We start from the raw sequence: 22360 nt of genomic DNA, 5'->3' as shown, positions 1-22360 counted from the left end.
AGGCATATTTTTCTGCCTGAAGAGTGATTATTCAGTTAGAAGAAACGTCAGCGTTTGATGCTTATCTCAGGGTAGCTTTATAATTTACTTTCGCAAATTAAAACCCTAAAAAACAGGTTCAAGGGAGTGCAAAATACTGATAAATAGTCTAATTTTAATCGTTGCATTTTGAAGGTGAACCGTTAATTTATTACATACGGTTAACCTTTTTATTCATTTTGCGACTGAGTCAAACTATTTGGCATTATAAAATGGTTAATTATTATGGAAAACTCATGCAAAGTGGCTATATTATTCCTAAGCAAATGACTTGTATCTGTCATCTAAATGCTAATATTATGTAAATAATTGATATGCAAATGCTTGCGCATTGTTTTATAACATGCTCACCTCGTAACACTACAGTATTTAGATTACGCGGGTTCAGCAAGTAACATTCCACACTTCGCTACGCTATCGGAAAATATGAGGTCGTTATGTCAAGTGAATCAGTTAATGATATATCAAAAGACTTATCCGCCTTTGTAGGGACGCATTTTGTCTATACCTATGATAATGGATGGAAATATGAATGGTATGCGCGTAATGACAATACGTGTGATTACAGGATTCATCAGGGGTTGGTAGGTGGTCGTTGGGTGACAAATCAAAAAATGAATGCCGTGCAGTTCGCACCTGGCATTTATAAAGTCGACTGGCACGAGCCGACAGGAACCTGTGTGAGCCTGTTATTTGATATTGAAAGAAAGATCATTCATGGCACCATCTTCTTTCCTCAGTGGATTGCAGGTGAAAATCAACATCCTGAAAAAACAATTTGTTATCAAAATGAGTTCATTGAGGATATGCATCGCTTTCGCGATGAAGGACCGGCATATCCCTATGTTGTGATACCCGAATTTGCCAGGGTCACGTATATGAAAAATGAAGGGCCTGATAATGATGCTGTTATTAATATGCCCCCAGGTCAACTTCCGGACAATTTCTTCGATGGGAAATAATTAATTCCGGACATTACTGCTTCATTACACTGACACCTCAAAGCCAATTCATTTGGACGCTGAGGTGCCGAACAAAGTAGTAGAGATTTTAAGTGAGCAGAAAGAGCCAGGAAACCTCGCTACTTTTTTCAGGCCAGCCAAATGATTCAGCTGGCCTTTATTTAAACGTTTTTATAGGGGAAGTGGTCAGCTCAGCGCGACCCTCACTTTTAGTGCAATCACCAGCGCGGCAAAACACATTATGCAACCCGCGGTAATGAAAACACCAGTTACGCCGCTGAGACCAAAAAGTAATCCTCCCAACGCAGCACCCGCAGCAATTGAGGATTGAACTGCTGCGACTACCATGCCGCCAGCGGTTTCAGCCTGATCGGGAACGGAACGCGCTACCCAGTTCGACCACGCAACGGGTACGCCACCAAATGCCATCCCCCACAACGCGACGAACAACATCAATCCTGCTTCCTCAAGTGGCAGCAAAATCATGCTTAATGCCGCTAAACCAACAAGTGCTGGCATCAGTATCAGGGTAAGACGCAGGCTTTTCTCCATCAGCCACCCGGCCAGCAGCGTACCGATAAAATTAGCGACGCCAAATCCAAGCAGTATCAAAGACAAACGATCCACATCAAGTTGAACGATATTTTCAAGAGCCGGACGAATATAGGTAAACAGCGCATATTGGCCCGTATGGGCAATCACACACCCCGTCATTCCCACCGCAATGCCTGGGCGGCGGAGTAAATCCATGACGGATGCCGTAATCATCATTTTACGCGGAGCCATCCCAGGAAGCGTAAACAGCTGGAAAAGCAGTGTCAGCAGGCCAACTGCGGTTGCAGCGATAAAAGCACTACGCCAGCCATAAAGCCCACCTAAATAGCTCCCCAGCGGGATCGAAACCACGGTACCGACAGCAATACCGCTAAAAATAATGGAGAGAGCACGCGGGACGCTTTTTGCAGGGACCAGTCGCATAGCTACGGCAGCAGCCATACTCCAGAAGCCTCCCAGCGCGATGCCCAGCAGAATGCGCATGACCAGCAGAACAGCCAGACTGGAGGAGAGTGCGACAAGCAGGTTGGAGGCGATCATCAGCACGGTAAAACCCAGTAAAACAGTTCGGCGATCATAATTACGCGTCAGCCGGGGAACCATCAGGCCCGCAAACAGGGCCACCACAGCTGTCACCGTCACAGCCTGACCAGCAAGCGCTTCGGTCACACCAAGATCCGCGGCCATGGGTGTTAACAGGCTGGCAGGAGGATATTCTGCAGTCAGCAAGCCAAACACGCCCATCGTCAGTGAAATAACGGCCATCCATGCGGATTCTTTGGGTTCCGCACTGTTCAAACTAACGGATGCAGCTTCAGTTGCTTCGTTTTTCATAACACACTCTTTTTTGGAGAAAAAATGATAACTCCAAGTCTAGAGTTGAGCCGCTGGACGATCTATGATGCCACATCCTGATTTTTTACCCGAAACTCCGGTTATGCATGTGAATAAACACTTTGCCCTGTCATCCGAACTCATTAGTGAATTGCTGCTGGAAATGCGTCTGCGTGGCGTGCAGTATCGCCGTTTACAGACGGGCTCTGAGTTTGGCGTCGGTTTCAGCAGCAGACTCGGACATGCCTATTTTCATTACATCGCAGTGGGTACTGCTCTGCTGCGCACACATGATGGTACGTTGCACGAACTGAAAGCCGGGAGCATGGTATTCATGCCGCAGGGCGAGGAGCATCAGCTTTTATCGGATGTCAGCTGTTCATTTCAACATATCGACACGTTCGGCTCTGCTCCTTTAGGCGAGGCCGTCAGCGGAATTAATACCTGCCCGAGTTCGCATCCGACACCCAGCACAGTTCTGTTTTATGGCTGTATGGAGTTCGATCTTGGTGGAATGCAGGGCCTGGGTAAACTGATGCCGCAAGCCATCGTGGTTGAGGCAAATGAACAGATTTATCCGGGGCTGGTTCCCGTTCTGGGCGCGATGAAATCTGAAATCTGTTCCGGACGCGCGGGCTTCGCGGGCATTCTGGCACGCCTCGCAGAAGTGGCGGCGGCCATGATTGTGCGTGGATGGATTGAAAACGGCAGCGAGAACGCCGCTGGTCTGATCGCTGCGTTACGTGATCCACGACTTGCCCGTGCCATTCTGGCCATTCATCGTGATACAAGCCGGGAGTGGTCTGTTGCCGAGCTTGCTGCCCAGTCGCATGTATCCCGTTCTGTTTTTGCTGAACGCTTCAAATCAATCATCGGCATACCTCCGCAGCGCTATGCAAGGGAAGTGCGAATGCGCATCGCGGGTCACTGGATTACTCACGATAAGATCTCAATTGACACCGTAGCGCTTCGCCTCGGCTATGCCTCGCAGGCAGCCTTTAGCAGAGCGTTCAAGCGTATTAATGGGTATCCACCGGGCGCTATGCGTCAGCGAACAGCGAGAGGCGTTAATACAGTAAGTGAGTGAATGCTATTATTGTCATTTGCTGGATTGAATGTAGAAGACCTTAAAAACTGAGCGGAAACGACTTTTCATCATTCTACGTATCGCAAATTTCTCCGGTGTCCGATTCTGGCACAGAGTTACTTGTTGTAAGAAGCGGATGTCTGTAATGAGCAAAGAACTGACATATCATTTACAGATGCTGGTGGTTTTGAATTTACGCAATCAAGCAAGATGATTAATTCTGATCTGACTGACTTTGTCACCAGACATTCTTTCCGAATATGCTTTTTCGTTCATGTAGGAAAGCACGATTTTTACGATGCGATATCGAATATTAAAATTAGGAACCTGGGATTCTAAATTGAAGTCAAACGAATTTGTGTTTAAAGGAATAAAGAATATGTCATGCTTAAAAAAATATGTATAGTGGGTCTTCCCCAGTAATGAGGATATAATCGACAGTTCTACATTTTACGTTACTTTACTCATGCGTCTAGTCGTGTCAGGAACCTGGGCTTCTAAATTGAAGTTAAACGAATTTACGTTTAAAGGAATAACGAATATGTCATGCTTAAAAAAATATGTATATGCCCCATTTATATCACTACTTTATGGTGTTTCAGCATCGGCCTCACCAGATTTTATGTATAATCTTGATAAGAAGGACTATTCGGTGTCAACAGGGATAACGCCACAATTTTCCTGGGAGAAAAGTGAGTCTCAAGCTGATGAAACCCAATATTGTCTTACCCCTCGCGATCCTGGATGCAGCAAAATGTGGTATGAGGAAAAAGCGAAAGATTCCTGGTCCACAGAGGTAACGCCAAAACTATCTTGGGAGAAAAGTGAGTCTCAAGATGATACAACTCAATATTGTCTTACCCCTAGCGATCCAGGATGCAGCAATATGTGGCATAAGGAAAAAGCTAAGGAGTATGACGAGCGGAGGCAGCGTTCCCAACAAAAAAGGCTTTATAATTAACATAAGTGATCGTTCAAAAGCTCATATTCAGTTTTCCATAGTGGGATATTACGCCTGGCTAGTAACGTTCTTAATAGTTAGGCTGATAATATTTGACGATTCATTTCTTGAGAATTTTTTTGCAGCTTATTTAGAATGCATCTAAAAATCGCACCAAACCGCCTCGTATTCATTTACTGATTCGCGAAATATTATGGATTGGACAGAATAACTTGAGCGTCCAAAGTCAGTTCCTTTTGGGAATATTGTCTGACCAGCTTGTTCGTATTTTCATTTGAGCCACGCTGTCAGGGAGATTGAGGACCACAGAAATAAATCCAAATGTCTGTCGCTACCGTAAATCGAGCGTGGCTGGTCGTTTGGCGCCTCGATCCCATGTTAGTGTTTTATAAAAGCTCAGCTGGTAATTCCGCGCTTGTTTGATGAGTGCAGATACAACAGTTATGGTTTTGTTGTCGCTGATTTTGGACAGCATAACAAAGCGGGAATGGCGTTCAACGTGGGTGACGATATAGGAGTTAGTAGACATCTCTATGTTTGGTCGGGTTAAATATGGCTAATTCGTTAAATAACCTTGATCCCGAGCTGAGTTGATCACACCTGCACTACAACCCATATTCCTCGCGCAACAACCCAAACAGCCAATCGTTATGCCACGCATTTCTCAGCCAGTAACTTTCTCGCAGTTCACCTTCTAATACAAAACCGACTTTTTCCAGCAGTCGCCGTGAGGGCGTATTGTCTGCGGTGACGGTAGCGCTTAGGCGTCGAATGCCGCCGTCGCTGAATGCATAGTCACAAATCGCGCGGAGCGACTCGTGCGCATAGCCTTTGCCTTGCGCTTCAGGTGCGAACAGAAAGCCGACTTCGGCGCAGTCCTTTTCCCGATGAATATAACCGCTAACGCCGAGGCGATTGCCTGACTGTTTTCCCGCACCACCAGACACAGCCAATGCGCGCTGAATGGCGACCAGCGCGGCAATCTTGCTGTAAAATCGGCGTGAATTTTTTCATCAGATTTTGCATCGGCGACGTAATGCATGACGTGAGGCGAGAGCTGGAGCTGACGGAAGAAGTCCCAGTCGTCTTCCGCGATCTGCGAGCAAGTGAGTCTGGGCGTGTCGAGATGCAGGTTAGCGGTCACTTTTCACCTTTAGAATTCAGATTACTCCACAACGATATTTTACAACGCTCATAACGTAGCGGCGCAATTTATTGCGCAATATCAGGCTGGCTGCGCAATCGCCATCACAGTGCGCGATAAATCGCGCCGCTACGGATACATGCAAAACGTGATTATTGCTGGAACCGCAACGCCACACCAAACGCCTGCTCGGCACCAACAATAATCGTCGACTCTTCTTCGCGGAACGGCACATCACCGAGCAGCAGGCTGGCTTTCACTTTGCGCAGATCCGAGGTGCGCAAACTCAATCCGGCCATGCGCGCGCTGCCGTCGTAATCAATCGGCAATCCGGCGAAGCGCTGCGTAACGTACTCCGCGGCGGCAAAGCGTACCGTTGCCACGCCCGCTCTGAGCACAAACGCGCCTTCCTGACAGGCGGTGAGTTTATCGGCACCGAATAAACGGCTGTAGGGCTGAGCAGCGGCGGCGGGATCCTGCGCCACCACCACGAATTCGACGATATCGCTCACGCCATTCGGATGGACGCGCCACGCGTCCTGCCACACCGAATCCGGCGTGTCGTGCTGACAAAAGAAGCTGCGGCCGTTCGCCACCAGCGACGGGCGCAACCGCACGGTGCGGAAGCGTGCTTCCTGTTCGGTGCCGTCCGGCAAAGTAACGGGACGGAAAAAGCTGGCCGGCAGATCGCCGTCGATGTCCTGGCTCTCCAGATAGCGCCACACCGCATCGGCATCCTCGGTTTTCCACACTAATCCGCTGAGGCCAATCGGCGACTGCCACAAATCCTGGCGCAGATTGCCGCGCCCAGGTTCAAACCCCAGCAACTCCAGATAGTTATCACCAAAAATCGCCAGATGATTACTGGAGCCGAGCGAATGATGGCCACGCTCGGTCAGCTGAAATCCCAGGCGACGAAACAGCGCGCTGGCGTCATCCAACTGGCTGGCAACGTTGATCACCACATGGTCGAGACGTGGAACAGGTACAGAAATCGCCATCGCTTTTCTCCTTGCTCTCATGGTCACGATGCCAGCGCCTGTTGTTGGCGCAGCGTCAGCAGCGCGCGCTGGGCCAGCTCGGTAAAGTAAAGCACCGCCGGTTCCAGCATCGCTTCATCTGGATCGAAACCGGCGTGATGCAGGCCAAATTCACTGGCGCTACCGATGCTAACGAACGCGCCCGGCAGCTGCTGCAGGTAGAAGGCGAAGTCTTCGCCACCCATCTGCGGCGTGCCGACCTGTGTTTGATAGCCTTGCTCTGCGGCCAGATCCAGCGCGAAATCGGCCCATTGCGGGGTGTTAACCAGCGAAGGCGGACCTTCCTGCCACACCAGCTCCGCCTGTGCGCCAAATCCGGCGGCGATCCCGTTTATCAGCGCTCTCATTTTCTGCGGGATCTGCGCGCGAATCGCCGCATTGTGGGTGCGCACCGTGCCTTCCAGTTCCACCGTTTGTGGCAGCACGTTCCAGCTGTTGCCTGCGGTAAAGCGCGTCACGCTGACCACCAGCGACTCCAGCGAACTGAACACGCGGCTCGGCAGCGTTTGCAGCGCGGTGACGATGTGGCTGCCAATCACGATGCTATCAATGCCTTCATGCGGACGCGCGGCGTGCGCACCTTTGCCGTTGATAGTGATCTGGAAACGATCAACGTTGGCATAATAGGCACCGCCGCGCGTCCGCAGCGTGCCGGTTGGCAGATCCGGCGCGTTATGCAGGCCGAAAATCGCCTGCACCTCTTTCAGCGCGCCCGCCGCCAGCAGCTGTTTCGCGCCGGTAAAAATCTCTTCGGCAGGCTGGAACAGAATGCGCACGCGGCCAGGCAGCTGCGATTCGATGCATTGCAACTGCTGTGCGACGCCCAGCATGACGCTGCTGTGCAGATCGTGGCCGCAGGCGTGCATCACGCCCGGCTGCTGGGAGCGCCATGCTTGATCGGTTTGCTCGTCAATCGGCAAGGCGTCGATGTCGGCACGCAGCGCAATCAGCGGTTCACCGTGCCCGATTTCTGCCACGACACCGGTTTTCAAATCCAGCGGCAGCAGCTTGACGTTGAGTTCCTGCAGCCAGCGGGTAAGGCGCTCGGTGGTGGCAAATTCCTGATCCGACAGTTCAGGATGCTGATGCAGCTCGCGTCGCCAGCGCACCAGCTGTTGATGGGAAAGATCCGTCATGGTCATCCTTGTGTGTGTTCAGGTAAGAAAGGTTCGCCGAGCGTCAGCATCAGGCGATTTGCCCAGGCGAAAAAGGCGGCGGATTGAATCAGGTCCAGCAGCTCCAGCGTGCTGAATCCCTGATCGCGCAGCGCGTGCAGCTGTTTCAGGCTGGTGGCGGCAGGCGTAATCGATAAGGTAGCAACCAAATCGATCTGCGCCGCCCAGCGCGCCGATTGTCCGTGCGACAGCTCAGCGCCCGGCGCGACATTCAGCAGCTTCTGCACCGCCGGTTCATCTTTCGACAGTTGGCTGGCTTTGCGCGCATGCACCGAGGCGCAGTAGATGCAGCCGTTGACCTTGCTCACCACCGTGGCGGCGAGTTCTCGCTCGGCGCGTGAGAGTCCGCCTGCGGTGTAGAAGATGCCTTTATCAGTTAGCGTGCGCTGCTCAAGCAGCGGCTGATTGCGGCCCAGCAGACGGAAGTAATCAGAGTCGCTGTGGCCGAATTTCGCCAGCGTTGCCTGCTCTTCAGCGCTAAATTCCTGCAGCGGTTTTGCCGCCAGCCACGGTTCCCAGCCGAGTTCCTGTTGGGTAAAGGCGGTGAGGGCGGTTTTCCCGCTGACGGTGAGCGGCGCATCGTGCCATTTACCGGCCACCGCATGCGGCTGCGACGCCGTCTCTTCACCGTTGAGCAAACGCAAACCCGCAAGCAAGCGGCTCTGGAAGCTGACAAAGGCGATCAGCTGCGCCAGCGTGACGATGCCGCGTGGCGACCATCCGGCAGTTTGCAGCGTCTCGATGTGCTGCGGCGCAGCATCGACCGGATGCAGGCTCAGCAGTTCCGCAAACGCCAGACCCGCAGCGAAGCGTGCGTTGTTGGGCTGATCCGGCTGGCGGTAATGCGCTTCGAGACTCGACGCGCCATGCCAGGCCGCGACCTGCGCGGCGAGGGCGAAACGTTCTGCTAACGGCAAATCTTCATCATCCTGCGAAAACAGCACGTCATAGCTGCCTTGCGTGTGCTGGGTGGCGGCGTGACGTTCGGCGCGAGCTTGCGCCAGTTCAGACGCGGGATCGATATCCGCCAGCGCGGCCAGTAAATCAAACGTTTGAGACATGAAATTCTCCTGTTAAGCGTGGCTTAGCGCACGCAGCGCGGGCGCAATATGCTCGGCAATCAATTCGATAGAACGCAGAATGTCGGTGTGTGGCGGATCGATGGAGTGCACCTGGAAGCTGATATCGGTGACGCGTTGCAGCGACGTATCGGCCAGCAGCGATTGCCGCACCGTGTCGGCATCGCCGAAGTGCGCATCCAGCTGACGCGCCTGTTCGTCCAGCGTGTTGCCAATCACGTGTCCCGATTCACGGAAATGCTGCGCCTGGCGCTGTAAGCCCGGCTCGGCAAGACGGCGCGCGTAGTCGTTGGAATCGGCCACAAAAGCGGTGCGCGATGCCAGAATGCGCGGCGCAATGCCTGCTGGTAAAGCCGCCAGATAGGCATCAATCATCGGGTTTTGTATCTGGTGGAGCGGCAAATCAGGCTGGCCCGCCGGACGCGGCTGGGTGCGCGACAGCATCAAACCGTGCCCGGCTTGTCCCGCGCGCGCCGCGCCTTCCACCGAGAAGGTGGCGATCCACACGCGCTGCGCCAGCGTCGGCGCAGCGGGATAAAGATGATTCTCCGGATGGCCCAACGTATCGCCGCGCCAGGCGCTCAGCAGTTGATGCAGATGATCGGCAAACACGCTGGCGCGCTGGTCGATGGTGATACCGAACGGCAGAAACGAGGTCGCGGTGCCGCCCGAACCTAAACCGACTTCGAGGCGACCGTTGCTCAGCAAATCCAGCACCGCGGCATCTTCGGCGACGCGCAGCGCGTTCTCCATCGCCAGCGTGATGATGCCGGTGCCAAGCCGAATAGTGCGGGTGTGCGCAGCAACGTGGGCCAGAAACAGCAGCGGTGACGGCAAGCCGCCTTCTTTCTCGTGAAAGTGGTGCTGAGCAATCCACGCGCTGTCAAAACCGGTGCGCTCGGCGTGCTGAATCTGTTCCGTTGCCAGGCGATAGCGCTGCTGTGCGGAAGTGTCATCCAGCAGGCGAGTGAAAAAACCAATGCGTTTGCGCGTCATGCAGACTCCTTAATCAGCGGACGGAAAGCGGGTATCGCGTCAATCAGCGATCGGGTATACGGATGCTGCGGCGCATTAAATAGCGTGACGGTGTCACCTTGCTCCACCACTTCACCGGCGCGCAGCACGGTGACGCTGTGCGCAATGCGGCGCACGGTGGCGAGGTCGTGGGTGATAAACAGATAAGTAAGGCCGAGCTCGCGTTGCAGTTGTTGCAGCAGTTGCAGAATCTGCGCCTGCACTGTGACATCCAGCGCTGAGGTCGCTTCATCCAGCACCAGAATCGCCGGTTGCAGAATCAGGGCGCGGGCGATGGCTACGCGCTGACGCTGGCCGCCGGACAACTCGCGCGGTTTGCGCGTCAGCAGCTCCAGCGGTAACGCCACGCGCTGCGCCACGGCTGCGACGCGTTGCCGGCGCTCGTCGCTGCTGAGTTTCTCAAAGTTACGCAGTGGCTCTTCAATGATGGCGAACAGCGTCTGGCGCGGATCCAGTGAGGCAAACGGGTTTTGATACACAAACTGAATCTTGCGGCGCAGCTGACGTTGCGCTTCGCCGCGCAGCGCGGTGGCATCGATGCCATCGATCACCACGCGGCCGCTATCGGCCTGCTCAAAGCCTAAAAGAATGCGCGCCAGCGTGGTTTTCCCCGAGCCGGATTCGCCTACCAGCGCGTGCGTGGTGCCGCGCGCTACGGTCACGCATACCTCTTTCGCTACCTGCAGCTGCTGCTGGCGACCGAGGGAAAACTGTTTATTGATACCGGAGAGCTGAATCGCTGGCGACGAGAAGTTGGCCTGTGTCGGCACGGACAGCGCGCTGTCGCCCGGATCGGCGTCCTGCAACAGCTGCCGCGTGTAAGCATGCTTAGGCGCGTTGATCACCTGCGGCGCCGGGCCTTGTTCCTGAACTTCGCCATGACGAAATACCAGCAGGCGATCGGCGCGTTCTGCCGCCAGCGCCAAATCGTGCGTGACAAACAGCACCGCCGTACCGGATTCGCGGCGCAGCACATCCAGCAGATCGAGAATGCGTTTTTGCACCGTGACATCCAGCGCGCTGGTGGGTTCATCGGCAATGATAATCTGCGGACGCAGGGCGAGGGCGATAGCAATCAGCACGCGCTGTTTCATGCCGCCGGAAAGCTGATGCGGATACTGCGTCAGACGCTGTTCCGGATGGCTCAGCCCCACTTTTTGCAGCAGCTCCAGTACGCGCTGCTGACGTTCGGTTTTGCTGATTTTCAGGTGCAGCTGCAACATTTCACCGACCTGATCGCCAATGGTTTTCACCGGATTGAGCGAATTGCCCGGATCCTGCGGCACTAAGCTGATGCTGACGCCGCGCAAGCTATCAAGACGTTTAGAAGACCAGCCGGCGATATCGGTGCCGTTCAGCACAATTTTGCCGCTGTCACGACGGCCATTTTCCGCCATCAAACCAATAATGGCCTGCGCGGTGGTGGTTTTGCCGGATCCGGATTCACCGACCAGCGCCACCATTTCACCCGGCTGCAACTCAAAGCTGACGTTGTGAACCACCGCGCGCCACTCGCCGCGCTGGCGATAGCTGAGGGTTAAATTTTCAATGGCTAATAACGCGCTCATGCGTCACCTCCGGCCAGTTGACGACTGATGCGGTTGGCGGCCAGCACCACGGCGACTACCACAATGCCGGGGAAGGTGGTGAGCCACCACGCGGTCGCCAGATAGTTACGTCCTTCGGCGATCAATAAACCCCATTCAGGCGTCGGCGGCGGCGTGCCGTAGCCGAGGAAGCTGAGCGTGGATAACGCCAGAATCGCCTGGCCAAACTGCAAGGCGGCGAAGGCGATCACCGCCGTTAGCGAGTTGGGTAAAATGTGACGCCACAACACGCGCCCGAAACTGCCGCCGCTGCCGTAAGCCGCTTCGACGAACTCGCTGCGGCGTACGCGGACCACTTCGCCACGCGCCAGGCGGGCAAAGCTGGCAATCGAGGCGATGCCCACCGCCAGCGCGGCGTGCACGGTGCCAAAACCCAGCAGAATCAGAATGCTGAGCGACAGCAGCAGCGAAGGAATCGACAGCAGCACATCCACTAAGCGCATCAGCCAGTTCTCAGTGCGACCGCCCATCGCGCCCGCCAGCACGCCGAGCGTGGTGCCGCCAATCAGCCCCATCGCCACCGCTGCGACCGCCGCCGACAGCGACTGTGACGCACCATAAATAATGCGCGCGTAGAGATCGCGGCCCAGCTGATCGGTGCCGAGCCAGTAAGCGGCCTGCGGCGGCAGACGTTGCGCGCCAGGCACGCCTTCCGTCGGGCTGAAATGGGTAAACAGACCCGGCGCAAATGCCGCCAGCAGCGCCAACAGCATCACGCCCCACGCCAGCCACAAACCTGGCTGGATGTTGAGCACGCGGGACGCACGTGCGTTGCCGTTGCTTTGACGCGCAGTTGAGTAATCGACCAGACTCATCGGTTGCCTCCGGCAATGGATTGCAGACGCGGATCGAACAGCGGCATCAGCGCATCGACCAGCAGGTTAATCAGCACAAACGCCAGCGCCGAGATCATCACCACCGCCTGTAACACCGCGACGTCCTGATTATTCACCGCCTGCTGCGTCAGCTGACCGACGCCGCTTAGGCCAAATACGGTTTCGGTAATCAGCGCACCGGCGATCAGTTCCCCGAGCAGCAAACCGGCAACGTTCAGCACCGGCAGCAGCGCATTGCGCATCACGTGATGCCACAGCACATGGCTTTCGCTGGCGCCTTTAGCGCGCGCGACCGCCACGAACGGCTGGATAGAAACCTGATCGATGCTGCGTAATAGAATCTGCGCCAGCGGCGCGGAGATCGGGATCGCCACGGTAATCACCGGCAGAATCAAACCCTGCAGCGCCGAGGGATTGATCACCGGGATCCAGCGCAGCTGGAAGGAGAACAGCTGAATCAGCGCGATGCCGAGCCAGAAGGTCGGCAGCGAGATAAACAGCGCCGGTACCGATTGCAGCACCGAACGCAGGAAGCGCAGCGCTGGCAAGCGCGATAACGCCGCCAGCGCGAACGCGATAAGGGTTGCCAGCACAAAACCGAGCAGCGCCAGTTGCAGCGTGGCGGGCAGGTTGCTGATCAGCTGTTCGCTGACCGGCACGCCCGCCTGCACCGAGTAACCAAAATCGCCGCGCACCATCGCCAGCAGCGTGTGCACGTACTGCTGCCAGAGCGGATTATCCGCGCCGTAAGCCAGTCGCATTTCGGCGATTTGATCCGGGCTAAGGCCCAGATCCGGGTTCTGAAACTTGATCAGCACCGCATCGCCGGGCAGCACCTGCAGCAGAAAGAACGACAGGGTAAACGCGGCCCACAGCACCAAAACGCTTTGACCCACTCTTCGCAGCAGTGAACGTTGCATCATTAACCTGCCTTAGTGTTTTTCCAGCCACGCGCCGTAGAACGACGGACGACCGACGGCTTCAAAATTCACGCCTTTCAGCCACGGCGCACCGGCAAACACCTGCGGTTCTTCAAAGATCGGAATTACATAGGCCTGATCGAGCAGATAGCGCTGTGCCTCGCCGGTCACCGCCAGGCGTTTCGCCGGATCGACTTCCGAGGAGATCCTCAGCAACAGCGTGTTCAGCTTGTCGTCGCGGAAGTTCTGCACCTTGTCGCTGGAGCCGCCTTTTTGCAGCAGCGCATCACGGTTAGTCGGATAGAACTGGCTCTTCACCACGTCAGGATCGGCGCGGCCCACTTCGGACACCACCAGCGGGGTTTTCAGCGGATCGAGGTTATCCAGCACGCGGCTGCCGGCATCACCGGCTTTCACCGCCAGCGCGACGCCAACCTGACGCCACTGCTGTGCCACCAGCTGTAGCACCTCTTTGTTCTGCGGCTGCGGCAGCGATTCATAAATGGTCAGCGCCAGTTTCTTGCCATCCTTTTCGCGGATGCCGTCGCTGCCCGGTTTCCAGCCCGCTTCATCCAGCAGCTTTTTCGATAACGCCGGATCGAATTTCAGCTTGTCGGCCAGATTGACGTAACCGGCCGCCGAGGTGGCGATCACCGACGTGGCCTGCGGATAGTTCGGTGAGAACAGGGTTTGCACCACTTGCTGCGCGTTGGTGGCGTGCAGCAGCGCCCGACGGACTTTCACATCGCTGACTAGCGGGTTATCCGGGCGGAAGCTGATGCTGTCGTTGACGCCACGCGTGGGTGCAGCGTAAATCGGGAAGTTTTGCTGCTGCGCCTGCTTCTCGTCGTAGGCTTGCACCTGACGAATGAAGTCGGCCTGGCCGGCCAGCAGCGCGCCAATACGCACGCTGTCTTCCGGCGTGACGATGAATTTAATGCCGTCGAGATTGGCGGGACCTTGCTGGGCGAGGTTTTTCGGGCCCCATTGATAATCTTTGCGCGCGGTTAAATCGACTTCGCGGCCGAGTTTCTCATCGCTGACCACAAATGGACCGGAACCAATAATATGACGCGCATCGCCGAGTTGGTCGAAGCTACGCTGCAGCGTACTGAGGGAAACCAGGCCCGAACCGATGGTAGCGGTGCCCTGTAAAAAACCGGGAGATGGCTTTTTGAAATAGAATTTCACCGTCTGAGGATCAATAACTTCACTGCGGTCGTAATTATTGATCACTTCGGAAACCGGCAGGCGCTGGGCTTTATTTCCCAGACCGTAAGTATCAAAGTTTTTGGCTACCGCATTGGCATCTAATGGCGTGCCATCGGAGAAAGTGACGCCGGGACGAATTTTAAAGGTATATTCGGTTTTATCGGCGTTACTGCTCCAGCTTTCGGCAATCCACGGTTCCACTTTTAAGGTTTCAGGATTCTGCCACGTCAGCTTATCGGTAATTTGATTCAGAATACCGCCATTGGGATAAAAGCCACCGGCGGGTGGATAAAGGTTGGTATGTGCCTGTTGTTCGAGGTAAACCAGCGTGCCGCCTTTAACGGGCGTGTCTGCCGCGTGGGCGCTAAAAATCCCTGATAGCAGGGCCAAACTCAACGCCTGCAAGTGAAAATGCTTAGTCATGGTGTTTCCCTTTTTAATCAATAGCCCGACGGGCGGTTTTCATCATTGAATGCCGCACACGGGAGTTGAACCAAGGAATTGCACTAAGCTTTGCTAAAAAAAATAAATAGGCGTTCTGTTCATACGATGGGGCGCCATAAATGGCGTAATGCTTATTAGCTAAGCCATTGGCGATGGCGCTGACCGGTGCCACTTTTGGTCCGGCGGTCCTCGCGCCGCTTACGCGGTACCTTCACTTCGCTCGTCTGCCTGACGGACCGGCGGAGACGGGACGTCCTGTCCCGGCTCCGCCTTTCGCCCGCGTCCTGCGGGCTCTCCTGGCTTCCTCGCTTCGTTCAGCGCTGCGGATTGCCGGCCCAAAAGCGGCCCCGGCCTGCTCCAAACCTTCAGTGCGTGTTGTTGAAAAGGGCACATTTGCCAGAGGCGCTGACGCGTCTGCTGCGGCAAAAGGGCTATCCGCAGCGCTGAGGCTTTTACGTTGGGCCAGGAGCCTCACGCAGGGATGCGTGAGGCAGTTCGGGGCCGGCCAGGACGGCCGATCCCCGAATGATCCGTCGGCACGACGTGAAAGCCGAAGGTACCGCGCTAGCGGTGCGAGGACGGCCCGTGACGCAGTAGATGTGTCAGAGCCCGCAGCAGATTTAAAGCACAATGATTTGACCGGTTGTTACATCACGCCCATTAAACGCGGTAGCCATAGCGATAACGCCGGAATATAGGTAATCAACATCAGCACAATAAACAACACGCCATAGAAAGGCAGCATGGCGGTGACCACTTGCTCAATCTTTTGCTTACTCACTGCGCTGGCGACAAATAGTACCGTGCCGACCGGTGGCGTAATTAAACCAATGCCTAAGTTGGTTAGCATTATCATGCCGAAATGCACCGGATCGACGCCGAGTGCGGTGGCTACCGGTAATAGTACCGGCGTCAGAATCAGGATCAGCGGTGCCATATCCATTAGCGTCCCCACCACCAGTAGCAGCAGATTAATGCACATCAAAATCACATACTTGTTACTGGAAAATTGGGTAAAGGCTTCGGTAATAATGGTGGGTAATTGCATAAAGGTCATTACCGCACCAAAACCGGCGGCGAAGGCGATCAACACCATCACAATGGTTACCGTTTTGATGGTACGAAACACCAGAATATGCAATTGCGTCCATTTGAAATCACGATAAATAAACATGGTGACAAAGAACGCCCAGATGCAGGCAATGGCTGCCGATTCCGAGGCGGTGAACACGCCGGACAGAATTCCGCCGAGAATGATGAAAATGGTGAACAATCCCCAAAACGCATCGAAGAAGATTTTCAACGCCTGCTTGTAAGGGATGCGCTCACCTTTGGGATAGCCGCGTTTACGCGCAAATCCCAGGCACATCACCATTAAGCAAAAACCCAGTAACAGGCCTGGAATGATGCCGGCGACAAACAACGATGAGATGGTGACAACACCGCCGGTGGCGAGCGAATAAATCACCGAGTTATGGCTGGGCGGGGTTAACACCGCTTGTACCGAGCCGCTGGCCGTTACCGCCGCAGCGAAATCACGCGGATAGCCTTTCTCCTCCATCTGCGGAATCATCACGGAACCAATCGAGGCGGTATCCGCCACCGAAGAGCCCGAAATTGCACCAAAAAAGGTTGAGGCGACAATATTCACCAGCGACAAACCGCCGCGAATAAAGCCAACGAAAATATAGGCAAAGTTAACCAGCCGTCGGGCAATGCCGCCTTCCGCCATAATCGCACCAGCCAAAATGAAGAACGGAATGGTTAACAGTGAAAACTTATTAATGCCGTTGGTAATCTGAATTACCACCGCTTCCAGTGGTAAATCGATCCACCATGCCCCGATAAACGCGCTCAATCCAACGGCAAATGCCACCGGGAAACCCACCAGCAGTAATACCACCAAACTGCCTATCAAAATCAGTGCGTCCATTTTCTTCTCCGCTTAGTGGGTGCCGCCAAGAGTCACGATGGCGCGTTGGCTTTGATCGCCATGAACCAATCTTTCAATGACAAACAGCAGGGTGAAAATCGCGCCGATTGGGATCGGCAGATACATTTCGCCATAGGTCACCACCGGTAGTGAGGCCAGCGTTTGCACCCACATCGCTTCACACAGGTTGTAACTGGCGCGGAAAATCACCAGACAGGTGATGATCATCAGCGCGTCAGACAACTTCAGCAGCCAGCGCTGATTCACCGGCGAGAGCCGGTCGGTCATCATCGAGACGCAAATATGCGTACCGGCGCGGAACCCGACTGGCGCACCAATAAAGGTAAAGATGATCATGCAAATGATGGCGACCGGTTCTGGCCAGGATAACGCGTCGTTCAGCACATAGCGGGTGAAAATCCCGATGGGAATCACCGTCACCATGATCAACAAGGCAACGGCGGCGATCGCCATGCACAGCAAATAAAGCCCATCCATCAGACGAGAGTATGCAGTCATAATATTTACCTGATTAAAACGCCACGCAGGCACGTGGCGTGGGGAGGATTACTTCACATCAGCAATTTGTTTCATCAAATCCTGATATTTCCCGCCAAATTGATCGCGCACTGGCTGGGTGGCTTTCATGAAGGTTTCACGATCGGTTTCCTGGAAGGTCACGCCACCGGCTTTCATCTTCTCGATGGATTGTTGGGTGTAAGTTGCCCAGAGCTGACGCTCTTCCTCCTGCGCCTCTTTGCCTAATTTCTTCAGCAACGCCTGGTCGTCAGCCGAGAGACGATTCCACAACGGTTTAGAGTAGAGAATCATTTCAGGCTGAATGAAGTGGCCGGTGAGGGTGTAGTATTTGGCGACTGGCATATAGTTGTGGGCAACAAAGGTTGGCGGGTTGTTTTCAGTGCCATCCACCACGCCGGTTTGCATGGCGCTAAACACTTCGCTCACGCCCATTGCCACCGGGTTTGCGCCCATGGCTTTTAAGGTGGCCAACGAAATCGCACTGTTTTGCACGCGGATTTTCATACCCTTAAGATCGTCGGGTTTGGCGATTGGCTTTTTAGTGATCATGTTGCGCACACCGGCGTCGGTCCAGCCGAGGAATATCATACGGGCGTTAGGATCGTTATCGAATTTCTCGACGATATTTTTTCCGATATCACCATCAAGCACCTTGTGCATATGATCCTCATCGCGAAAAACATACGGCAAGGTTAATACGCTGGTTTCTGGCGCGATGGTGGTGACCGGTGCCAGCGAAACACGGATCATGTCAATGGCGCCCAGTTGCACCTGCTGCAGCGTCTGGTCTTCATCGCCTAGTACGCCACCGGCGTAAACCTTCATTTCTAATCGGCCATCAGTGGCTTTTTTTAACTTCTCGCCCATGTGTTCAAGCGCCACCACGGTGGGATAACCCGCCGGTTGAACTTCGGCCACTTTAATGACCTTGGCGGAAGCCACTGCCGGGCAAAACGCTGCCGCAGAGGATAACGAAACGACCAGAAGTAATTTTTTAAACGTCATGCTTTTTCTCCAGCTAAAGGGAGGCAGGAAGGTGCGGCGCATTAATTTGTCGAAGGATGCCGCGTGGTGTCAGCATAGAGAAAATAGTGGCTGGAAAAATAAGGGAATGGCGATTGGATGAATTACGTCACATTTTGAAACGATGTTTTAATAATTTTATATTGAGTGTCACATTTTCAAAACATCACCACAACAATCCATATCCTGTGGGGATAATTGTGTGTTTTCAAAGGAGTTTAAACCACATGGTCCAATCTATCTCCCTGATATGCATAAAGTAAATATAGATACGACAATATCATGTTTTACGAATCCGCCTTCTCCGCCACAAACTACTCGCCATATTCATGACGAAAAGGATAAGGCGCATGTCATACCGACTGAGTTTGCTGGATAAATCGCCGATTGCCGACGGAGAGACAGCCAGCCACGCGCTACACCGCACGTTACAGCTGGCGCAGCAGGCGGAAGCCTGGGGCTATCACCGTTTCTGGTTAGCGGAACACCACAATACCGATCGTCTGGCGAGTCCGTCGCCGGAACTGCTGATCGCCTGGATCATCGGCCAGACGCAACATATTCGCGTCGGTTCCGGCGGCGTGATGCTGCAACACTACAGCCCGTACAAAGTGGCGGAAAACTTCAACTTGCTGGCGTCCTTAGCGCCGGGCCGCATTGACGTTGGGGTCGGCAAAGCGCCAGGCGGCTTGCCACTCTCAACGCGTGCGTTGCAGCTCGGCGTGCATCTGCAGGAGAAAGGCAGCTTCGCCGAGCAGTTGACGCTGCTGGATAGCTGGTTGCAAGTGCCGCCAGTGGGCGATGAAGAGATTCTGCGCGCCACGCCGCAGCCGCCGCGTCCGGCCAATCGCTTCCTGCTGGGTGCCAGCGAAGAGAGCGCCAAACTGGCGGCGGAACTCGGCTGGCAGCTGGTGTTTGCGGCGCATCACAACGGCGATCCGCAACTGATGGAAAAAGTCCTTAACAGCTATCGCCAGCACAGCAACGGCCAGCGCGCGCTGGTGGCGGTGCAAGTGGTGGTGGCGGACTCGCCGGCGGAAGCCGATCTGCTGGTGGATAACCTGCGCGTTTACCACGTCAGCGTGAAAGATGGCCCCAGCGTTAACGTCGGCAGCGTCGAGCAGGCCGAACGTTATGTGCGTCAGGGCGGTTATACCGATTACGTGATTGAACCGCGCACGCCATCGCTGCTGAAAGGCACCGCCGCGCAGGTGCATGCCAAGCTGGATGCGCTGCATCAGAATTTCGGCATTGAAGAGTTCGTGATTGATACGCCGGTGGCTGAAGAGCAGGCGCGCGTGAAATCACTCGAACTGTTGGCCACTCACCGTTTAGTCACCGCATGATTCGCTGCTTCCGGAGGCAGGTATGACGCAATTTAGCGAACATCAGCTGATTGACTGGCGACGTGAGCTGCACAGCTGGCCGGAGTTATCCGGCCGCGAAGTCGAAACCACCGCGCGCCTGCGCCGCTGGTTACAGGACGCCGGTTTGCGTCTGCTGGATTATCCGCTGGAAACCGGCGTAATCGTGGAAGTGGGGCACGGCGACACGCTGATTGCGCTGCGCGCCGATATCGATGCGCTACCGATTCACGAAGCCACCGGACTCACTTACCGCTCGCGCAACAGCGGCGTAATGCATGCCTGCGGCCACGATGTTCACAGCGCGGTGATGCTGGGCGCGGCCTTGCAGCTGAAAGCCGTTGAAGATCAATTGCCGGGGCGCATCCGTATTCTGTTCCAACCGGCAGAAGAGAACGCCACCGGCGCACGCCAGTTGATCAATGCGGGCGTGCTGGACGGTGTGCAGGCGATTTTCGGCATGCACAATGAACCCGGTTTGCCGACCGGCACCTTCGCCACCCGTGGCGGCGCGTTTTACGCCAATGCGGATAAATTTATCGTGCGGGTTTCCGGCAAAGGTGCGCATGCCGCGCATCCGGAAGAGGGCGTGGACAGCATTGTGGTCGCCAGCCAGATTATTCAGGCGCTGCAATCGCTCACCAGCCGCAGCTTCAATACGCTGGACAGCTTAGTGCTCAGCGTGACGCGTATCGACGCTGGCAAAACCTGGAACGTACTGCCCGGCGAGGCCGAATTTGGCGGCACGGTGCGCACCCACGACAAACAGGTGCGCGCGGAGCTGGAGCAGCGCGCCCGCACGCTGGTGGAGAATATCGCCGCCGCCAACGGTGCCAGCGCCACCTTCAGCTGGCATCCGGGTCCGCCGGTGCTGGAGAACGATGCGCGCTGGGCGCAGTTTGCCAGCAACGTGGCGCAGCAGGCGGGCTACCGCGTGCAGACCGCTGAGTTACATCTCGGCGGCGAAGATTTTGCCTACTACTTACAGCAGATCCCCGGGGCGTTTGTCAGCATTGGCAGCGCGAGCGAATTTGGCCTGCATCATGGCGGCTTCAATCCTGATGAAGCGCTGATTGCCCCCGCTGCACACTACTTTACGCAACTGGCTCAGCAAGCGTTGCAGCACCTCAACGCGCGATGTCGTGACGCCATTCTGAACTAACGCGATTCACCCGTTTAATTCCGGTTCTGCACGGCGACAGGCATGTCGCCGTCAGGCTGCGCCTTGGCAAAAGAGAGAACATTATGACTGCAAGACAACTGCGATTGGGCACCATTCTGCATGGCGCGTCCGGCAATATGTCCGCGTGGCGTCATCCGGCGGCGCTGGCCGATGCCAGCATCAATTTTGATTACGCCAAACACATTGCGCGCAAGGCGGAAGCGGGCAAGCTGGATTTCCTGTTTGTTGCCGATGGCCTGTTTATTAACGAAAAATCGATTCCCCACTTCCTCAATCGCTTCGAGCCGCTGACCTTGCTGTCGGCGCTGGCGGGCGTTACTGAGCATCTTGGTTTGGTCGGCACGGTTTCCACCTCATACAGCGAGCCGTTCACCGTGGCGCGGCAGTTTGCCAGCCTCGATCATCTGAGCGGCGGTCGTGCGGGCTGGAACGTGGTGACCTCGCCGCTGGAAGGTTCGGCGAAGAACTTCTCGCGCCAGCAGCATCCGGAACACGCGCTGCGCTACCGCATCGCTGATGAGTATCTGCAAGTGGTGAAAGGGCTGTGGGATTCGTGGGAAGGCGACGCTTTCGTGCGTAATAAAGAGAGCGGCCAGTTCTTTGATCCTGAGAAGCTGCACACGCTGAATCACCACGGCGATTTCTTCCAGGTGCAAGGGCCGCTGAATATCGAACGTACGCCGCAAGGACGTCCGGTGGTGTTCCAGGCGGGCGCATCGGAAGATGGCCGCAAGCTGGCCGCTAAACACGCCGATGCCATCTTTACCCATCAGCCGACGCGCGAAGAGGCGCAGGCGTTCTACCGCGATGTGAAAAAACAGCTGGTGGCGAATGGCCGCGAACCGGGCGATCTGCACATTTTCCAGGGCGTTGGCGTGATTGTTGGCGACAGTGCGGAAGATGTGGAGCAGCAGTATCAAACCACCGCCGCGCTGGTTTCCATCAAAGATGCGCTCAACTATCTCGGTCGCTTCTTCGATCATCACGACTTCTCACAATATCCGCTGGATGAGCCGTTCCCGGAACTCGGCGATATCGGGCAAAACAGCTTCCGCAGCACCACCGACGAAATCAAACGTAAGGCGCGCGAGCATGGCCACACGCTGCGCCAGGCGGCGCTGGAAGCCGCAACGCCGCGTCCGCTGTTCCATGGCACGCCAGAGCAGGTGGCTGACGGTTTGCAGCTGTGGTTTGAGAGCGAAGCGACCGATGGCTTCATCATTCAGGGCGGCACGCCAGATACCTTCGAACGCTTTGTCGATCGCGTGGTACCGATTCTGCAAGCGCGAGGTTTGACCCGCAGCGAATACCCCGGAACCACGCTGCGCGCCAGCTTTGGTCTGAAAGATCCGGTTAACCAATACACACAAAAATAAAACTCGAGAAT

The 22360-nt window shown here is 55.3% G+C and carries 19 protein-coding genes and 2 pseudogenes; 6 read left to right on the top strand and 15 right to left on the bottom strand.

Going from position 1 to position 22360, the window contains the following annotated elements; genetic code table 11:
- Positions 1 to 476 precede the first annotated feature (476 nt).
- Entirely contained in the window at positions 477 to 1001 is a 525-nt protein-coding gene (locus tag ACVLVH_RS02490; protein ID WP_110868449.1) for a phenolic acid decarboxylase, read from the top strand.
- Positions 1002 to 1187: 186 nt separating this feature from the next.
- Here the strand turns inward: ACVLVH_RS02490 and ACVLVH_RS02485 are convergent, their stop codons facing one another.
- Positions 1188 to 2390, bottom strand: a complete 1203-nt coding sequence (locus tag ACVLVH_RS02485; protein ID WP_498948622.1) for an MFS transporter — start codon at positions 2388 to 2390, stop codon at positions 1188 to 1190.
- A gap of 64 nt (positions 2391 to 2454) precedes the next feature.
- Here ACVLVH_RS02485 and ACVLVH_RS02480 point away from each other — a divergent pair, with 64 nt between their 5' ends.
- Positions 2455 to 3477 carry an AraC family transcriptional regulator gene (locus tag ACVLVH_RS02480; RefSeq protein WP_192412863.1) on the top strand — a complete coding sequence of 341 codons (1023 nt, stop codon included), beginning with the start codon at positions 2455 to 2457 and terminating at the stop codon, positions 3475 to 3477.
- Between the two features lie 478 nt (positions 3478 to 3955).
- Positions 3956 to 4438, top strand: coding sequence for a hypothetical protein (locus ACVLVH_RS02475; RefSeq protein ID WP_312464540.1), 483 nt, complete (start codon positions 3956 to 3958; stop codon positions 4436 to 4438).
- A 180-nt stretch (positions 4439 to 4618) separates the two neighbouring features.
- On the opposite strand, the pseudogene ACVLVH_RS02470 reads toward ACVLVH_RS02475, so the two are convergent.
- The 14 genes and pseudogenes from ACVLVH_RS02470 to ACVLVH_RS02405 form a co-directional block, all read right to left on the bottom strand.
- Positions 4619 to 4973, bottom strand: a pseudogene (locus ACVLVH_RS02470) (IS30 family transposase); the annotation flags it as partial.
- Positions 4974 to 5043: 70 nt separating this feature from the next.
- Positions 5044 to 5582: pseudogene (locus ACVLVH_RS02465) on the bottom strand (GNAT family N-acetyltransferase).
- 152 nt (positions 5583 to 5734) lie between these two features.
- Entirely contained in the window at positions 5735 to 6583 is an 849-nt protein-coding gene (locus tag ACVLVH_RS02460; RefSeq protein WP_498948621.1) for a VOC family protein, read from the bottom strand.
- 23 nt (positions 6584 to 6606) lie between these two features.
- Positions 6607 to 7758, bottom strand: coding sequence for an amidohydrolase (locus tag ACVLVH_RS02455; protein ID WP_312464542.1), 1152 nt, complete (start codon positions 7756 to 7758; stop codon positions 6607 to 6609).
- A 2-nt stretch (positions 7759 to 7760) separates the two neighbouring features.
- Positions 7761 to 8858, bottom strand: a complete 1098-nt coding sequence (locus tag ACVLVH_RS02450; RefSeq protein WP_498948618.1) for an alkylhydroperoxidase domain protein — start codon at positions 8856 to 8858, stop codon at positions 7761 to 7763.
- Between the two features lie 12 nt (positions 8859 to 8870).
- Positions 8871 to 9872 (bottom strand): putative FMN-dependent luciferase-like monooxygenase, encoded by a 1002-nt coding sequence (locus tag ACVLVH_RS02445; RefSeq protein WP_498948617.1) that lies wholly within the window; start codon positions 9870 to 9872, stop codon positions 8871 to 8873.
- Complete coding sequence (locus tag ACVLVH_RS02440; RefSeq protein WP_498948616.1) at positions 9869 to 11479, bottom strand: dipeptide ABC transporter ATP-binding protein; 1611 nt, start codon at positions 11477 to 11479, stop codon at positions 9869 to 9871. Before ACVLVH_RS02440 ends, ACVLVH_RS02445 begins: the two co-directional genes overlap by 4 nt.
- The gene (locus tag ACVLVH_RS02435) at positions 11476 to 12333 is read right to left on the bottom strand and encodes an ABC transporter permease (RefSeq protein WP_110868458.1); all 858 of its coding nucleotides are present in this window, start codon (positions 12331 to 12333) and stop codon (positions 11476 to 11478) included. Before ACVLVH_RS02435 ends, ACVLVH_RS02440 begins: the two co-directional genes overlap by 4 nt.
- On the bottom strand, positions 12330 to 13274 hold the full coding sequence (locus ACVLVH_RS02430) for an ABC transporter permease (RefSeq protein WP_498948756.1): 945 nt from the start codon (positions 13272 to 13274) through the stop codon (positions 12330 to 12332). The genes ACVLVH_RS02435 and ACVLVH_RS02430 overlap by 4 nt, the downstream gene beginning before the upstream one ends.
- Positions 13275 to 13286: 12 nt before the next feature.
- Positions 13287 to 14909 carry a TIGR04028 family ABC transporter substrate-binding protein gene (locus ACVLVH_RS02425; protein WP_498948614.1) on the bottom strand — a complete coding sequence of 541 codons (1623 nt, stop codon included), beginning with the start codon at positions 14907 to 14909 and terminating at the stop codon, positions 13287 to 13289.
- A gap of 13 nt (positions 14910 to 14922) precedes the next feature.
- A complete protein-coding gene (locus ACVLVH_RS02420) occupies positions 14923 to 15102 on the bottom strand; it encodes a hypothetical protein (protein WP_210080278.1) in 180 nt (59 codons plus the stop codon).
- Between the two features lie 474 nt (positions 15103 to 15576).
- Positions 15577 to 16863: a TRAP transporter large permease gene (locus tag ACVLVH_RS02415; RefSeq protein WP_101761395.1), complete on the bottom strand. Its 1287-nt coding sequence runs from the start codon at positions 16861 to 16863 to the stop codon at positions 15577 to 15579.
- A 12-nt stretch (positions 16864 to 16875) separates the two neighbouring features.
- The gene (locus ACVLVH_RS02410; RefSeq protein ID WP_498948612.1) at positions 16876 to 17382 is read right to left on the bottom strand and encodes a TRAP transporter small permease; all 507 of its coding nucleotides are present in this window, start codon (positions 17380 to 17382) and stop codon (positions 16876 to 16878) included.
- Between the two features lie 48 nt (positions 17383 to 17430).
- Entirely contained in the window at positions 17431 to 18408 is a 978-nt protein-coding gene (locus ACVLVH_RS02405; protein WP_137386972.1) for a TRAP transporter substrate-binding protein, read from the bottom strand.
- A gap of 368 nt (positions 18409 to 18776) precedes the next feature.
- Here ACVLVH_RS02405 and ACVLVH_RS02400 point away from each other — a divergent pair, with 368 nt between their 5' ends.
- From ACVLVH_RS02400 to ACVLVH_RS02390, 3 genes are all read left to right on the top strand, one after another.
- Positions 18777 to 19772, top strand: coding sequence for an MsnO8 family LLM class oxidoreductase (locus ACVLVH_RS02400; protein ID WP_137386971.1), 996 nt, complete (start codon positions 18777 to 18779; stop codon positions 19770 to 19772).
- Positions 19773 to 19794: 22 nt separating this feature from the next.
- A complete protein-coding gene (locus ACVLVH_RS02395) occupies positions 19795 to 20952 on the top strand; it encodes an amidohydrolase (RefSeq protein ID WP_498948609.1) in 1158 nt (385 codons plus the stop codon).
- An 83-nt stretch (positions 20953 to 21035) separates the two neighbouring features.
- Positions 21036 to 22349 carry an LLM class flavin-dependent oxidoreductase gene (locus ACVLVH_RS02390; RefSeq protein WP_110868465.1) on the top strand — a complete coding sequence of 438 codons (1314 nt, stop codon included), beginning with the start codon at positions 21036 to 21038 and terminating at the stop codon, positions 22347 to 22349.
- Positions 22350 to 22360 lie beyond the last annotated feature (11 nt).

The sequence above is a fragment of the Kluyvera sp. 1366 genome (genome assembly GCF_054823405.1).
Note: the sequence above shows the minus strand (reverse complement) of the source record. Positions and strands in the feature narration are given on the sequence as shown.

Coding starts and splice junctions, on each gene's coding strand:
- ACVLVH_RS02490 (WP_110868449.1), top strand. CDS start 477: ATGTCAAGTGAATCAGTTAATGATATATCAAAAGACTTATCCGCCTTT.
- ACVLVH_RS02485 (WP_498948622.1), bottom strand. CDS start 2,390: ATGAAAAACGAAGCAACTGAAGCTGCATCCGTTAGTTTGAACAGTGCG.
- ACVLVH_RS02480 (WP_192412863.1), top strand. CDS start 2,455: ATGATGCCACATCCTGATTTTTTACCCGAAACTCCGGTTATGCATGTG.
- ACVLVH_RS02460 (WP_498948621.1), bottom strand. CDS start 6,583: ATGGCGATTTCTGTACCTGTTCCACGTCTCGACCATGTGGTGATCAAC.
- ACVLVH_RS02455 (WP_312464542.1), bottom strand. CDS start 7,758: ATGACGGATCTTTCCCATCAACAGCTGGTGCGCTGGCGACGCGAGCTG.
- ACVLVH_RS02450 (WP_498948618.1), bottom strand. CDS start 8,858: ATGTCTCAAACGTTTGATTTACTGGCCGCGCTGGCGGATATCGATCCC.
- ACVLVH_RS02445 (WP_498948617.1), bottom strand. CDS start 9,872: ATGACGCGCAAACGCATTGGTTTTTTCACTCGCCTGCTGGATGACACT.
- ACVLVH_RS02440 (WP_498948616.1), bottom strand. CDS start 11,479: ATGAGCGCGTTATTAGCCATTGAAAATTTAACCCTCAGCTATCGCCAG.
- ACVLVH_RS02435 (WP_110868458.1), bottom strand. CDS start 12,333: ATGAGTCTGGTCGATTACTCAACTGCGCGTCAAAGCAACGGCAACGCA.
- ACVLVH_RS02430 (WP_498948756.1), bottom strand. CDS start 13,274: ATGCAACGTTCACTGCTGCGAAGAGTGGGTCAAAGCGTTTTGGTGCTG.
- ACVLVH_RS02425 (WP_498948614.1), bottom strand. CDS start 14,909: ATGACTAAGCATTTTCACTTGCAGGCGTTGAGTTTGGCCCTGCTATCA.
- ACVLVH_RS02415 (WP_101761395.1), bottom strand. CDS start 16,863: ATGGACGCACTGATTTTGATAGGCAGTTTGGTGGTATTACTGCTGGTG.
- ACVLVH_RS02410 (WP_498948612.1), bottom strand. CDS start 17,382: ATGACTGCATACTCTCGTCTGATGGATGGGCTTTATTTGCTGTGCATG.
- ACVLVH_RS02405 (WP_137386972.1), bottom strand. CDS start 18,408: ATGACGTTTAAAAAATTACTTCTGGTCGTTTCGTTATCCTCTGCGGCA.
- ACVLVH_RS02400 (WP_137386971.1), top strand. CDS start 18,777: ATGTCATACCGACTGAGTTTGCTGGATAAATCGCCGATTGCCGACGGA.
- ACVLVH_RS02395 (WP_498948609.1), top strand. CDS start 19,795: ATGACGCAATTTAGCGAACATCAGCTGATTGACTGGCGACGTGAGCTG.
- ACVLVH_RS02390 (WP_110868465.1), top strand. CDS start 21,036: ATGACTGCAAGACAACTGCGATTGGGCACCATTCTGCATGGCGCGTCC.